Origin of the sequence: Pseudomonas sp. M20 (assembly GCF_045037865.1) — a bacterium.
Classification (GTDB): domain Bacteria; phylum Pseudomonadota; class Gammaproteobacteria; order Pseudomonadales; family Pseudomonadaceae; genus Aquipseudomonas.
Genome location: NZ_CP173611.1, coordinates 3789554 through 3804002, shown reverse-complemented (window position 1 = coordinate 3804002; position 14449 = coordinate 3789554). Strand labels below are relative to the sequence as shown.

The 14449-nt window shown below is 57.7% G+C and carries 14 protein-coding genes and 4 tRNA genes; 13 read left to right on the top strand and 5 right to left on the bottom strand.

The window, feature by feature from the left end; all coding sequences use genetic code 11:
• The first annotated feature begins 14 nt into the window (after positions 1–14).
• The 3 genes from ACI514_RS16800 to ACI514_RS16790 all read left to right on the top strand — a co-directional run bounded on the left by ACI514_RS16800 (position 15) and on the right by ACI514_RS16790 (position 3557).
• Positions 15–326: a cupin domain-containing protein gene (locus ACI514_RS16800; RefSeq protein WP_160056936.1), complete on the top strand. Its 312-nt coding sequence runs from the start codon at positions 15–17 to the stop codon at positions 324–326.
• 105 nt (positions 327–431) lie between these two features.
• A complete protein-coding gene (locus ACI514_RS16795; protein ID WP_405124228.1) occupies positions 432–1583 on the top strand; it encodes a TDT family transporter in 1152 nt (383 codons plus the stop codon).
• Positions 1584–1682: 99 nt separating this feature from the next.
• The gene (locus tag ACI514_RS16790) at positions 1683–3557 is read left to right on the top strand and encodes an MFS transporter (protein WP_223025677.1); all 1875 of its coding nucleotides are present in this window, start codon (positions 1683–1685) and stop codon (positions 3555–3557) included.
• Between the two features lie 97 nt (positions 3558–3654).
• Here ACI514_RS16790 and sugE read toward each other — a convergent pair whose 3' ends face one another.
• The 3 genes from sugE to rdgC all read right to left on the bottom strand — a co-directional run bounded on the left by sugE (position 3655) and on the right by rdgC (position 6123).
• Positions 3655–3969, bottom strand: a complete 315-nt coding sequence (sugE, locus tag ACI514_RS16785) for a quaternary ammonium compound efflux SMR transporter SugE (protein ID WP_003223093.1) — start codon at positions 3967–3969, stop codon at positions 3655–3657.
• Positions 3970–4088: 119 nt separating this feature from the next.
• Positions 4089–5054 (bottom strand): bile acid:sodium symporter family protein, encoded by a 966-nt coding sequence (locus ACI514_RS16780; RefSeq protein WP_160056940.1) that lies wholly within the window; start codon positions 5052–5054, stop codon positions 4089–4091.
• Between the two features lie 148 nt (positions 5055–5202).
• A complete protein-coding gene (gene rdgC / locus ACI514_RS16775; RefSeq protein WP_064390914.1) occupies positions 5203–6123 on the bottom strand; it encodes a recombination-associated protein RdgC in 921 nt (306 codons plus the stop codon).
• 159 nt (positions 6124–6282) lie between these two features.
• Between rdgC and ACI514_RS16770 the strand changes: the two genes are divergently transcribed.
• The 5 genes from ACI514_RS16770 (at position 6283) to ACI514_RS16750 (ending at position 8401) form a co-directional block, all read left to right on the top strand.
• Positions 6283–6358 (top strand) — tRNA-Val (locus tag ACI514_RS16770).
• 19 nt (positions 6359–6377) lie between these two features.
• Positions 6378–6454 (top strand) — tRNA-Asp (locus ACI514_RS16765).
• A 192-nt stretch (positions 6455–6646) separates the two neighbouring features.
• Positions 6647–6722, top strand: a tRNA-Val gene (locus ACI514_RS16760).
• A 19-nt stretch (positions 6723–6741) separates the two neighbouring features.
• Positions 6742–6818: transfer RNA gene (locus ACI514_RS16755), tRNA-Asp, on the top strand.
• A gap of 203 nt (positions 6819–7021) precedes the next feature.
• Entirely contained in the window at positions 7022–8401 is a 1380-nt protein-coding gene (locus tag ACI514_RS16750; RefSeq protein ID WP_405122057.1) for a hypothetical protein, read from the top strand.
• Here ACI514_RS16750 and ACI514_RS16745 read toward each other — a convergent pair whose 3' ends face one another.
• Positions 8402–9535 (bottom strand): catalase family protein, encoded by a 1134-nt coding sequence (locus ACI514_RS16745; protein WP_405124227.1) that lies wholly within the window; start codon positions 9533–9535, stop codon positions 8402–8404.
• Positions 9536–9561: 26 nt separating this feature from the next.
• Entirely contained in the window at positions 9562–11370 is a 1809-nt protein-coding gene (locus ACI514_RS16740) for a di-heme-cytochrome C peroxidase (protein ID WP_405122056.1), read from the bottom strand.
• 269 nt (positions 11371–11639) lie between these two features.
• Between ACI514_RS16740 and ACI514_RS16735 the strand changes: the two genes are divergently transcribed.
• From ACI514_RS16735 to ACI514_RS16715, 5 genes are all read left to right on the top strand, one after another.
• The gene (locus ACI514_RS16735; protein WP_034156206.1) at positions 11640–12356 is read left to right on the top strand and encodes an FKBP-type peptidyl-prolyl cis-trans isomerase; all 717 of its coding nucleotides are present in this window, start codon (positions 11640–11642) and stop codon (positions 12354–12356) included.
• A 294-nt stretch (positions 12357–12650) separates the two neighbouring features.
• Entirely contained in the window at positions 12651–13106 is a 456-nt protein-coding gene (locus ACI514_RS16730; protein WP_160056950.1) for a YkvA family protein, read from the top strand.
• 112 nt (positions 13107–13218) lie between these two features.
• Positions 13219–13560, top strand: a complete 342-nt coding sequence (locus tag ACI514_RS16725; protein ID WP_134175112.1) for a helix-turn-helix transcriptional regulator — start codon at positions 13219–13221, stop codon at positions 13558–13560.
• Positions 13557–13928 (top strand): hypothetical protein, encoded by a 372-nt coding sequence (locus ACI514_RS16720; RefSeq protein ID WP_003223109.1) that lies wholly within the window; start codon positions 13557–13559, stop codon positions 13926–13928. Before ACI514_RS16725 ends, ACI514_RS16720 begins: the two co-directional genes overlap by 4 nt.
• Entirely contained in the window at positions 13929–14336 is a 408-nt protein-coding gene (locus ACI514_RS16715; RefSeq protein WP_160056952.1) for a tetratricopeptide repeat protein, read from the top strand.
• Positions 14337–14449 lie beyond the last annotated feature (113 nt).

The following is a 14449-nucleotide window of genomic DNA, read 5'->3' as shown; positions in this document are numbered from 1 at the left end:
TCACGGATCGACTCATGAAGATTATCCGCAGCAAAACCTTCACCGCCGAGCGCGCCTGGGGCGCACTGGACATCGCCAACATGAACGGCATCACCACGCGCCTGCACTGGACGGATCAACCGTACAAATGGCACGTCAACGATGGCGAGGAAGTGTTTGTGGTGCTCGATGGCCAAGTGCTGATGCATTACCGCGAGCAGGGCCAAGAAAAACAGGTGCAGCTGGATGTCGGCGACATCTTCTATGCGAGCGTCGGCACCGAGCACGTCGCGCATCCGCAGGGTGCAGCGCGGATTCTGGTAATTGAGAGCGAAGGCAGCGTCTGACTTCTTATTGGTAAAACAGATAACATTTAGAGATATTACCCGTTATATAGATATTCGATTCGGTTCTACCATGGACTCAACCTCACCAGAGGAGAGGAGTTCATGATGATTTGCCCCAACAGCGCCAAACCCGGCATCAAGCCGTTCAGCCAGCTTCAGCATCCGCGTGAAGTGATTCGCCAGTTCACTCCGAACTGGTTTGCCGCGACCATGGGCACGGGTGTGCTGGCGTTGGCGCTGGCGCAACTGCCGTTGGCCATTCCAGGTCTGCACGCTATCGCGGAAGGTTTGTGGTTGTTCAACATTCTGTTGTTCAGCCTGTTTACCGCTGCGTACGCTGCGCGCTGGATCTTGTTCTTTGATGAAGCGCGGCGGATTTTCGGCCACTCCACGGTATCGATGTTCTTCGGCACGATTCCGATGGGCCTGGCGACGATCATCAACGGTTTTCTGCTGTTCGGCCTGCCACGTTGGGGCGACGGTGTGATTCATCTCGCCGAAGTGCTGTGGTGGATGGATGTGACTATGTCGCTGGCTTGCGGCGTGTTGATTCCGTACATGATGTTTACCCGCCAGGAACACAGCATCGACCAGATGACCGCCGTTTGGCTGTTACCGGTAGTCGCCGCCGAAGTAGCGGCGGCCAGTGGTGCTTTGCTCGCACCGCATCTCAGCGATGCCCACTCGCAACTGGTTGTGCTGACGACGAGCTACGTGCTCTGGGCCTTTTCCCTGCCGGTAGCGTTCAGCATTCTGACGATCCTGCTGTTGCGCATGGCCCTGCATAAACTGCCCCACGAAAACATGGCCGCTTCGAGCTGGCTGGCCCTCGGCCCGATCGGCACCGGCGCGCTGGGCATGTTGCTGCTCGGTGGAGATGCGCCTGCGATCTTCGCGGCGAATGGTCTGCCAGGCATCGGTGAAATCGCCTCGGGTCTTGGGCTTATTGCAGGGATTACGCTGTGGGGCTTTGGTCTGTGGTGGATGCTGATGGCACTGCTGATCACCGTGCGTTACTTGCGTGATGGCATCCCGTTCAACCTCGGCTGGTGGGGATTCACCTTCCCATTGGGTGTGTATTCGCTGGCAACTCTGAAACTGGCGAGTACTCTGAACCTGACGTTTTTCAGCGTTGTCGGCACGCTGTTGGTGATGTTGCTGGCGCTGATGTGGCTGATCGTCGGTAAACGCACGGTGCAAGGCGCTTGGCGTGGCGAGCTGTTTGTCTCGCCATGCATCGCAGGTTTGAAGAAATAACCTGAAAAGTTTAGGTAAGGTGTGGCCTGGATCGCGGTTCGAGAATCCAATAAGCAGTACCCAGGCCTCTCTACCTTAAACATCAGGGAAACACGGAAGATGAGTCACCCCTCACAGTTCAACCTGCTGCGCACCCGGCGCTTCTTGCCGTTCTTCATCACGCAGTCGCTCGGCGCGTTCAACGATAACGTGTTCAAGCAGTCACTGATCCTCGCCATTCTCTATCGGCTGACCATCGAGGGTGACCGTTCAATCTGGGTCAACCTGTGTGCGTTGCTGTTTATTCTGCCGTTCTTCCTGTTCTCGGCGCTGGCCGGGCAATTTGGAGAAAAGTTTGCCAAGGACGCGCTGATCCGTCTGATCAAACTCGCGGAAATCGCGATCATGGCCGTAGGATCGGTCGGTTTCCTCTTCGATCACCTGTCGCTGATGCTGGTGGCGCTGTTCGCCATGGGCACCCATTCGGCGCTGTTCGGGCCGGTGAAATACTCGATTCTGCCGCAGGCGCTGCGTGAGGATGAACTGGTTGGCGGCAACGGCCTGGTGGAGATGGGCACGTTTCTGGCGATTCTCGCCGGGACGATTGGCGCCGGGGTCATCATGTCTTCCTCGCACTACGCGCCGCTGGTGTCCTGCGCCATCGTCGGGATTGCCGTGCTGGGCTATCTGGCCAGTCGCAGCATTCCGCGCGCGGCGGCATCCTCCCCGGAAATGCGCCTGAACTGGAATATCTTCAGCCAGTCGTGGGCCACGTTGAAACTCGGTCTGGGCCAGACTCCGGCGGTATCGCGTTCGATAGTCGGCAACTCGTGGTTCTGGTTTGTCGGGGCGATTTACCTGACGCAGATTCCGGCCTATGCCAAGGAATGGATGCACGGCGATGAGACCGTAGTCACCCTGATTCTCACCGTGTTCTCGGTTGGTATCGCGCTGGGTTCGATGCTTTGCGAGAAGCTGTCCGGGCGCAAGGTCGAGATCGGTCTGGTGCCGTTCGGCTCATTCGGTCTGACCGTGTTCGGTCTGCTGCTGTGGTGGCACTCCGGTGGAATCCCCGACAGTGTCACCGGCCACAGCTGGATTGAAGTGCTGGGCTTTGTGCACACCTGGGCAGTGTTGATCGATATCCTTGGCCTCGGCATCTTTGGTGGTTTCTACATCGTGCCGCTGTATGCCTTGATCCAGTCACGTACCGCTGAAAACGAGCGGGCCCGGGTGATTGCCGCCAACAACATTCTCAACGCATTGTTTATGGTGGTCTCGGCCATCGTCTCGATCGTGCTGCTGAGCGTGGCCAAGCTGTCGATCCCGCAGTTGTTCCTCGTGGTGTCGCTGCTGAACATCGGCGTCAACGCTTACATCTTCAAAATCGTCCCCGAGTTCAGCATGCGTTTCATGATCTGGCTGCTCAGCCATTCCATGTACCGTGTCGAGCATCGCAACCTTGAGGCGATACCGGACGAGGGTGCGGCGCTGCTGGTGTGCAACCACGTGTCGTTTGTCGATGCCTTACTGATTGGTGGTGCAGTGCGTCGGCCGATTCGCTTTGTCATGTACTACAAGATCTACAACTTGCCGGTGCTGAACTTTATCTTCCGCACGGCGGGGACAATTCCGATTGCCGGACGTAATGAAGACATCCAGATTTACGAAAAGGCTTTCACCCGGATTGCTCAATATCTGAAGGATGGCGAGCTGGTGTGCATCTTCCCGGAAGGCAAGTTGACCGCCGACGGCGAGATGAACGAATTCCGGGGCGGGCTGACACGGATTCTCGAGGAGACGCCAGTGCCGGTGATTCCGTTGGCGTTGCAGGGGTTGTGGGGGAGTTTCTTCAGTCGCGATCCGAATAAAGGTGTGTTTCGGCGGTTGTGGTCGCGGGTGACGTTGGTGGCGGGAGCGCCAGTGGGCATTGATGTGGCTGAGCCGGCGAAGTTGCAGGGGTTGGTGGGGGAATTGCGCGGGGCAGTCAGATAGTCGCTGATTGTGTTGGCGTTATCGCGAGCAGGCTCACTCCTACATTTGAAATGCGTTTCCCTGTAGGAGTGAGCCTGCTCGCGATTGCGGTAGATGCCTAAGCGCTGACCTTAAGGCCAATCAATCCGGTAATGATCAACGCCACACTGGCCAGACGAATCAACGCCATCGACTCGCCGAACAGAATGATTCCGGCAATCACCGTGCCCACGGCACCGACACCGGTCCAGATCGCATAGGCCGTGCCCAGCGGCAATTCCTTCATCGCAAGGCCAAGCAGGCCAAGGCTGATGGCCATGGCCGCAACGGTCAGAACGGTGGGCAGCGGGCGGGTGAAACCGTCGGTGTATTTCAGGCCGACGGCCCAGCCGACTTCGAACAGGCCGGCGAAAAACAGAATGATCCAGGACATGCAAGACCCCCATCGATTGACGGGGTCGTCCCCAGATTAATGACTCGATCGAGCCGCAGGGTCGTCCCCGCGTTGCGCGCTAGTTTGACCAGCATTAACCCGGGGATCAAGTTTGCGCCTCAGTCGGCCGCTTGTTGCGCCAGTGTCTCGCGATCTTCCTTTTCACTCATGCGCCGGAAGTACGTCGACAGCAGTGCTCCGGAAATATTGTGCCAGACGCTGAACAGCGCGCTCGGCACCGCCGCCAACGGCGAGAAATGTGCGCTGGCCAATGCTGCGCCCAACCCCGAATTCTGCATGCCCACTTCCAGCGCCAAGGATTTGCGCTGGGCCAGCGGCAACTTGAACAGGCGCCCGGTGAAGTAGCCCAGCAGATAACCGAAGCTGTTGTGCAGCATGACCACGGCCATGATCAACAGGCCGGATTCGGCGATTTTCGCCTGACTGGCGGCCACCACGGCGGTGACGATAATGACGATGCTGACCACCGACACCAGCGGCAACACATCCACCGCGTGACGCACTTTGTCGCCAAGCAAGCGCTGGGCAACCACGCCAAGAATGATCGGCAGCAACACCACTTGCAGGATCGACCAGAACAACTCCATGAACGACACCGGCAACCACGCCGAAGCCAGCAGCCAGATCAGCGCTGGGGTCAGCAGCGGGGCGAGGAGGGTGGTGACGGCGGCGATCGCCACCGACAACGCCAGATCACCACGGGCCAGCCAGGTCATGACGTTGGACGACGTGCCGCTCGGGCAGCAACCGACGAGAATAACCCCGACGGCGATTTCCGGCGGCAGGTGAAACACCTGGCAGAGCAACCACGCCACGCCGGGCATGATCACGAAATGTGCAACGACGCCCAGCGCTACACGCCACGGATGGCGGGCAACAGCAGCGAAGTCGTCGAGTTTGAGGGTCAGGCCCATGCCGAACATCACCAGCCCGAGCAACGGTACGATTGCGCTTTTCAGGCCGAGGAACCACGCCGGTTGCAGGAACGCAATCACCGCGAAAATCAGAACCCAGTAAGCGAAGGTATTGCCGACAAAGCGGCTGAGTGCAGCCAGTGCGCGCATGGCCTGATCCTTATTATTAAATGAACACCACAAAACCAATGTAGGAGTGAGCCTGCTCGCGATAGCGGTCTTTCAATCAACACATTAGTTGAATGTCAGTCCCTCATCGCGAGCAGGCTCACTCCTACAGTTTGGACATCACACGGCTTTAGATGCCTTGAGGAGTCTCTTCCCCACCCAACGCTTCAACCAGCGCTGGCAGGAAATCACCGAAGGTCAGCATCATCAGCGTGAAGCTGGCATCCAGTTGACCCAGCGCCTCGTCGCCACCGTCCTGCTCCGCCTGATCCTGCAACAGATCTTCGAACTTCAGACGTTTAACGGTCATCTTGTCATCGAGCATGAACGACAGTTTGTCCTGCCAGGCCAGCGACAATTGAGTGACCACTTTGCCAGTGCTCAGGTGCAGCTGGATTTCTTCGCTGGTCAGATCCTGACGCTTGCAACGGACGATACCGCCGTCTTCGTGGGTGTCGCGCAGTTCGCACTCGTCCAGTACATAGAAGTCGTCGGCCGCTTTCTGCGTGGTGACCCAGTCGGTCATGACGGCCGTTGGAGCCATTTTTACCGTCAGCGGGCGGACGGGCAGGGTGCCGATCACTTCGCGCAGGGTCGACAGCAGGTCTTCGGCGCGTTTCGGGCTGGCCGAGTTGACCAGAATCAGACCCTGTTTCGGCGCGATGGCGGCGAAGGTCGACGAGCGACGGATAAACGCGCGCGGCAGGAAGGCCTGAATGATTTCATCCTTGATCTGGTCGCGCTCCTTCTTGTAGACCTTGCGCATCTGCTCGGCTTCGATCTCTTCGACCTTCTCCTTGACCGCGTCGCGCACGACGCTGCCCGGCAGGATGCGTTCTTCTTTACGCGCGGAAATCAGCAGGAAGTCACCGCTGACGTGCACCAATGGAGCATCTTCGCCTTTGCCGAACGGCGCGACGAAACCGTAGGTGGTCAACTCCTGGCTTGCACATGGACGCGCCAGTTTGGTGGCCAGTGCAGTTTCCAGCGCCTCGGCATCGACAGGCAGGTCTTGGGTCAGGCGATAGATAAGCAGGTTTTTGAACCACATGGGGTGAGTCTCTCCTTTATACAAAGGGGGGCATTATTGTCTTCGCCGTCTCATAGGCCAACCCTTCTCTAAGCCTTTGGAAGGCCTGAGAAAATTATTTAAAAAAGTGCTTGCCAGAGGTTGGGTCGCTCCGTAGAATGCGCGCCACACCGAAGCGAAGGGTGATTAGCTCAGCTGGGAGAGCGTCTGCCTTACAAGCAGAATGTCGGCGGTTCGATCCCGTCATCACCCACCATTCGTTTCAAGTGTTTAGCGCAGCGGTAGTTCAGTCGGTTAGAATACCGGCCTGTCACGCCGGGGGTCGCGGGTTCGAGTCCCGTCCGCTGCGCCATATTCGGTAACCTGGACCACTGAACGCCAGGTCACCACGGAAAAACCCGCCAAGGCGGGTTTTTTTCTGCTCCAAGGTTGTACCCGCGGGATGTGTCGCTTTACTGGTTTTCGGATTTATTTGAAAAAAAACTTCAATTAAATCAACACATTACGAAAACTTGTGGCATAATGCGTCCCGTAACGAAGCGAAGGGTGATTAGCTCAGCTGGGAGAGCGTCTGCCTTACAAGCAGAATGTCGGCGGTTCGATCCCGTCATCACCCACCATTCGTTTCAAGCGTTTCGCGCAGCGGTAGTTCAGTCGGTTAGAATACCGGCCTGTCACGCCGGGGGTCGCGGGTTCGAGTCCCGTCCGCTGCGCCATATTCGGAATCTGCAACACTGAACGCCAGATTCCACAGAAAGCCCGCCAAGTGCGGGCTTTTTGCTGTCTGGCGTTTGAGTATTTTTCACTGCATATATCTATGTAGTGCCTGTGGAACACGTCGCTTTCGGACAATGGGCAATGTTCTTCATGATCATTTGGGTCATGGAGCAATTCCGTTGCCAGCCGAGAGACCGATCAGATGCCTTCGACTCCTGCCTTAACCGATATTCCTTCTTCCGCCGAAGACACGGATGCGCTGTCATTCATGGCAAGTAATCCGGCATTTTTATCCAGCGACGATGCAGCCACTGGCTTGCACAATCTGTTGAAAACGCCGCTCAGCGCAGAACTTCACGGGTTCATTCTGAAAAATACCGAGGGGCGCTTCTTTTGTGCTCAACGTGTTGACACCAATCCTGTCAGTGGCGAACTTCGGAGCGAAGTAACGACGCTTCTGCGCACGACCCTTGTGGTAACTGTGGGTGGCTTGGGCGAGTTGATTGTCCCGAGCGGTTTTACTATCGAAGCGAGCTTTCACGCCCGCCCGGCCCAAGCCCGTGGTGTTGACGAATCCACCAGTGAATGGGCTCAGCGTAATCGGTTCTTCACGATTGCCGATTTGTCAGCTGTGATGAACAGTCATCGTAAATATTCGAAGTGTTATCTGTCCGCCTACAATGGCGGACTCCTGTGCTACGCCTCGACGAACCTGCCGTTTGAACAGGAATTGGCGCCCCGACTGTCGAGGCGGCCTCAAAGTGGCCCACAATTGTTCGAAAGCTTGCTTGCCAGAGGGGCAATCCCCAGCAGCCTGTGGATCTTGCTGGTCTTGGCGGCCGGGCAAGTGAACGTTGTGGTAACGGGCGATCTCTGGCGGCGCCGAGGCCCGCTCAAAGCCAGCTGGCGGTCGGATGTCCTTGAAGCCAAGCCGCCGATTACACAGATGCCAATCTTCGGGCCGATCTGCCGAAATGCGGGGGAGGTCGCACTTTACTTGCGCGAAAAGTTATCCGTCCCACCGCCAGCGAGTCCGCGTGTCGGCTTCATCCTTAAACATAACGCCAGCGATTTCCTGGTGGTCACTGACCCGGTCTCCATTCCCTACGCCAGTTTTGATCGGGCAGCTTTATTTCCCAAGGATCAGCACGGCAACCCACTGATCCCAAGAGGGTTTCGGGTGCACGGTATTTATCACTCCACGCCGCAATTGGCGGCCGAGCGACAGCCTCCGAGGGGAATGGATTTGTACCGGAATTTTTTCACGCCCGAGGATCTGAAAGTCGGCCTGGATCATATGATTGCGGCACCCAATCAGCGAATTTTTATGGTCACCCCCGATGGCGCCGTCTTGCGATTCGCCAAACCGATAATCCCCAAGGTTCGGGAGCTGAAAGCGAACCTTGAGCAAGGCCTCAAGCAAAAAATCATCGACGGCGACATGCCACCGCAGGGGTTTGTCGACAAGGTTGCCGACGCGGGCATCCTCAGCGTTTTATTGGCGAGTCAGACCTGGCCGGATCTCGGCAAGATCACGGCTGCCTCTACTGTCGATGTTACAGGCGTAGAGACTTCCCAATGATTACTCACTATTACGCTGGTGACGATAGTCGCTGACCGCTTCGTACACGGCCTTGCGCAACCGGTTGATCCCTCCGATCGGGCGATGCGCCTCAATGCCAAACCAAGGGTTGAACGACAGGTTATCGCATTGCAGATTCAACGCCGGGGTGTCGAAATCCTGCGGCGGCAGGGTGATCCGCGCGACGGTTTCGAAGGGCGAATCCTGCTCGCGCCATTCGATGCTGGTGTCCTCGATCGGCATGTATTGATGGGCATCCTGACGCTGAATCTGCAGCACGAAGCAGGCGGGTACACGATCCGTCGACAGTTGCTGATTCAACGCGCTGCGCAGAAAGTTCGGCAGGTCGTGATTTTGTTTGGGCAATGTATAGGCGGGGCAGTTATCCGGATCGGGTGCTACACGAAACTTTGCATTCGACTCACCGAATTTGTAAGGCGAAACCGAAAAGTAAGTCGTCGCCGTCGGGCTATCCGGCGGCGGCGCCAAGGTTGCCAGCGCGATAAACAAATGGCGGATCTGCCAGGTGCGCGGATCCCATCCGGGGAAAAACGCCATGACCTTCTTGCCGTCAGCCTGCGCCGCCACGTTCTGACGGTACTCGGCGACATCGCTGACGAAAAAGTTCGGGTGGCTGAACATCACGAAATCCTGCTCAGGCTGTGCCTGGCGGTTGCCGAGCAGCTGTTTTCCCGAAACATCCAGCAGTTTGATTGCCATGCCTCTGGCGTCGCGGATGCTGTCGAACTGTGGGTAGGCATTGCCGTTGGACAGACGAATCATTGCCTGCCAGGTTTTTCCGGGTTCACTGAACACGCCCTGTCGCAGCGACTGCGCCAGTTCCGGCAACACCTGCACCTGCGCCTTCACGCAACCATGAGCCTTGGCGTGTGCGTCGCGCAGATAACGTGTGCCTTCGCGGTGCTGATCAGCGATGCGCACGGCGGTCTGAATCACGTCTTGAGTCATCGCGGCTTCGCCGGGTGGAATCTGTTCCAGCGCTGAAACCGGGCCACGGTGTTGCCAGGCAAACCACGCCGTGGCGATGGCCCAGCCGAGCAGGCCGATGGCGGCCAATATCAGCAGGGCTTTGCCAAGCAGACGTCCAAGCCACAACCAGATTCTGGCCAACAGCGGTAACTCTTTCTTGAAGGTCGAGATCATGGCAGTTGCGCCTCCAGTGGGCCGCCGAGGACTTTCAGGTACTCAAGAAGTGCCCAGCGTTCTTCGGGCTGCAATAGCCGACCAATCACGCCGTTACCACGTTCGCCGGCACGGAACTCATGGCCGCTGTTGTGGTTGCCTGTGATGCGCGTGTCGAACAGGAAGCCATTGGTAAACGCTTCGGTGCGATAACCCAGATGGCGCGGATCGTATTCGAGGGTGCCTTTGAGGAAGGTTGTGGCGCGTTCATCCTGCGGCGACAGCAACTGATAAATGCTCGGCACCGAACCGTTGTGCAGAAACGGCGCCGTGGCCCAGATACCGGCCAGCGGACGGGCCTTGTAGGCGACTTTTTCGCGCACACCGATTGGCAGGCCGAAACCGTCCAGCTGTGGTTTCTCCTGCGGCGTGACGTTGGCCTCGCGGTAGGCGCGGTCTTCGACAAAAGCGGTGACGTAAGCCAGCCCCTTGGCCACGGACAACTGGCTCAGATCCAGAGGTTCCTTGGGCGTCGGATGCAGTTTGACGTCCATGGTTTCGAGTTCCTTCAGGTCCCATTGCAGGGCAGTCAGATCGAAACGGTGGCTGGCGATATTGTTGGCGGCGGTCGGGTCGGTGCCGATGACATCGACCGGCAGCATGTGCAAATGCTGCACCCAGCGTTCACCTTCCTGCGTCTGGCGCGGTACGTGACAACCGGCGCAATTCTCGGCAAACAGCGTGCGCCCCTTGGCTGCCAGTGATTTGTCGATGGCACCAAGCAGCTCCTCTGGCCAAACGGGCGGTTTGAGCTTTTGCAGGGTTTCTTCGATTTTGTGCAGATCACGCACGCGCACGCTGGAGGCATAGCGGGCTTCGCCTTGCAGTGGCTGGCCGTTGCCATCAAAAAAATTCAGGGTGGCGCCGACGCCCAACGCTTCGCCGATGTTGCGTGCCATCGGCTGCTGTGCGGAGCCGTTCCATTGCACCCAATCGAATGTCCACATGTCCCAGAGCTGCGGATAATCCACCGGGGCATTGGCCACGCGGTAGTTGGCGGGGGAAATCGCATCGCCAAACGTTGCATTGGCAATGCGTCCAAAGGCGTCGGCGCGGCCGGGACCTTCTTCGGTCGGATAGAGGCCGCGATGGGTATCGTTCCAGGCCACTTTAAGGAATGTGTTCAGTGAAGTTTTGAAGTCTTTGCGCAATTGCTCGTGGCGCGCGTTGTATTCGTCGCCCAGCACGGTTCTGGCAAAGCGTTCGAATTTCCATGGGTTGTAGTAAGTCGAGGTCAGACTTGCCACCAGAGCCTGTCCGAAACTTCCGCCCCGTAAAGTAGGAACACTGGAAGGCAACACATGTTGCGCGGTACCGCCGTCGATCCGTACGGCCTGGCCTTTGAAGCGCAATTCGCCGGTGTGGCAAGCGGCGCAAGTGATGTCCAGATATTGCTCGGAGCTGCCGGGATTCTGGTGCCGGGCAAAACCGACGGGGAGGTTACCCGGATTGTTCGCCGTGGCTTTCTGCTGCGGATCAATCAGAAAACCGAAACGCGCGAGGTAATCGGGTGAGGCGAAACGTCGCTCAGAGAAGGGCAGTTCCAACGCCTCGAACCACTCATAGCGCAGGCCTTTGACCTGCGTGCCCTGAGGCGTGAAATAGTAGGTTTGCCGCTCTTCGTCACTCCACTGATTGAGGTAACGCACCTGCTCGGCGGCGGTGTAGAAGGGCAATTTCGGGTTGGCAACGTAATACAGCACCACGGCGAGAACGAGTCCCAGCAGCACGACGATCAGGGTCAGCACACGGAATAGAAGGCGCAAGATAAACATCCTTGTCAAATTGTTCCGCTGTTATGCCTGAGCCTGCCAAATGCGGCAAGTGGCCATTACGCCAGATGATGCAAGGAGAAACGACGCTGATTGTCGGGACAAGATGACAGAAGCTTCATCGTCGCTTCGCCTCAATGCGTTTTAATCCCTGAACTTATCGGAAGTTTCCTGCTCTCATGCCGGTAGCCATTGGTCGTGGCGGCCTGATAAGCTCGCGGCTTTACTCGATTGCCCTTTCGGCGCATGAACAAGGAAATAGCATGAAACAGCATCGGTTGGCGGCGGCGGTTGCCCTGGTTGGCCTGGTCCTCGCGGGTTGTGATTCGCAGACCAGCGTAGAGCTGAAAACCCCGGCGCAAAAAGCTTCCTACGGTATCGGCCTGAACATGGGCAAGAGCCTGGCTCAGGAAGGCATGGATGATCTGGACTCCAAAGCGGTAGCCCAGGGCATCGAAGATGCCGTCGGCAAGAAAGAACAGAAGCTGAAAGACGAAGAACTGGTCGAAGCCTTCGCCGCGCTGCAAAAGCGTGCTGAAGAGCGTATGGCCAAGATGAGCGAAGAGTCGGCTGCGGCTGGCAAGAAGTTCCTCGAAGAAAACGGCAAGAAGGCGGGTGTAACCACCACCGCTTCCGGCCTGCAGTACGAAGTGGTCAAGAAAGCCGACGGTCCACAGCCTAAGCCGACTGACGTAGTGACTGTTCACTACACCGGCAAGCTGACCAACGGCACCGTATTCGACAGCTCCGTCGAGCGCGGCAGCCCGATTGATCTGCCGGTGAGCGGCGTGATTCCGGGTTGGGTTGAAGGTCTGCAACTGATGCACGTTGGCGAGAAGTACAAACTGTACATCCCTAGCGATCTGGCTTACGGCGCTCAGTCGCCAAGCCCGGCAATCCCGGCCAACTCGGTTCTGGTCTTCGACCTGGAACTGCTGGCCATCAAGGATCCAGCCAAAGAAGCTGCTGCTGCCAAGTAACTGGCAAAGGCTTCAACAACAACGCCTCGCTTATGCGGGGCGTTGTTGCATCTGGAGTCTGGCAAGGGTAAACAGAGCGAACCGATGGCGGTCGGGAGAGTCATAGCCAATGAGACTGCCATCGCTAGCCGCCCTGAGCAGCCAAGTCAATGAAATATTGGGGTTTTTTATGTGAGTAAAAAACGCCCGATCTGAGCGCAGCCCTTATGAAACGGGGCTTTCAGCGCTGAAATGCAGCTCTGTTCACAAGGTTATCCACAATTTGTGTGGATAACATTTCAACGGGAGGAATAGATGAAAGCTCCGTGGAATTTCGCTCGATTCCTGCCCTTGGCTGGCCGCCTGCTGGCACGCGGCCGCTTGCCGACCTTATTGTTTGCGGTCGCCAGCAAAGGCGCTGCACAGGGCAATCGCCTCGGTAAACTCAAGGACGATTTACGTTTACTCCAGGCTTTGTGCCTGGCCTATTGGCGCGGCGAGTATCGGGCCATCAGTGGCAAAGCGTTGATTTCGGTGGTTGCAGGGTTGATGTACTTCCTCAGCCCGGTGGATGCGATTCCGGATTTCATTCCCGTGTTCGGTATGCTCGACGACATCGCCGTCCTCGCCTGGCTGATGAAAACCCTCGACGATGAGCTCAATGCCTTCCGCCTCTGGCGCAACCGCCAGCAACCGGAAAAACTCGCGGTGGTCGAACGGTTGCCCGATACCCCTGAACAACTGCAACTTCAGGGGCCGAAAAAGCCCTGATTCATTAAGTCTTCCTGTAGATAGATACCCCCCGCGACCTTGGCCGCTGTTAGGATTACACTTCTAGGGAAAAGTGCCGACTCGCTAAGTGTTGTTGTCCTACGGGGTAGTCATGGATATTCAGATAATTGCACGCGATGGCGAACCCGAATACGCGGTTCTGCCGTGGGCTCAGTATCAGGCTCTACTAAAAGCAGCAGGCATCAATGAAACACCGTCGCGTCCGGCAGCCACGCCACTCGCGGCCTCACCAGACACGATTCTTCCAGGTCTGGATCAACTACGCAGTTTGCGCGAAGGGAAGGGCATCGCCATTGAGGCGCTGGCCCGCACGGTAGGCATCAGCCCGTCATATCTGGCCATGATCGAAAGTGGCGAGCGTCAGCCCGACGCCGCGATTCGCCGCAGCCTGGCCTGGGAATTGACGGTGCCAGGGTGGAGGGATGAATCGTGAGCGTACGCATCAGTCGTCAACATTGGGACGGATTGCTCGGGGAACTGGATCAGGCGCGCCGCCAGCGCCATCTGCTGACTTATCGGGCCTTGCTGGAGCGGTTGCAACTACCGACACCGGCGATGCAGACCCTGACCGCCGCACTCGAGCATCTGGCCGCGCTAGACGCGAAGGCCGAGCAACCCTTGCGCAGTTCGCTGGTGATCAGCCAGGGCGCGAGTCGCCTGCCACGCACCGGTTTCTTTGAATGTGTTGAACGTCTGGGGCGCTTTTCCGGGCCGTCCGATGGCGTTGCCGCCGCCTCTTGGCATGCTTCGGAAGTCGTCCGTGTTTTTGAGTACGAGTACCCGGAATCGGCGGAGGCCTGAGTGTTTTTACGACTCAAGGCGCGGGCCAGTTACTGGCTGGCCCGCAGGCTGTTTCACTGGTCATGGTTTGTTCGCCAACCGCGCGGCTGGCGCTGGCTCGAAGGTCAGTTTGCGCGCATGGCCAACCTTGGCGATGTCGGTGCGCAGAGCTTCTATGGGCACATCCTGACCTTTCGCGGTGTCGGCCTGGGCGCGCGTGAAGAAGGTGTGCGCCTGTTGCGGTTGGCGGCACTTGCGGGTGATGGCAAAGCGGCTTATCAGGTCGGCGTGATCAGCCTGGCCGGGACTACGAGCAAACCGTCGGATCCGGTCGAAGCCGCACGCTGGTGGAACATAGCTGCCAAAGCCGGGCACCCATTGGCTGAACTCAAATTGAAAGAGCTGAGTACTCGCAACTCAACACTGTAAATCCAGTTATGTCTGCTCAAATAAACGCGGTGTGAGGCTTTCCTCACGCCGCGTTTGCTTTTTTGCGCGTTTGTTTATCCAAGAGCGATTTTTACAGACAAGTCCTACAGTCA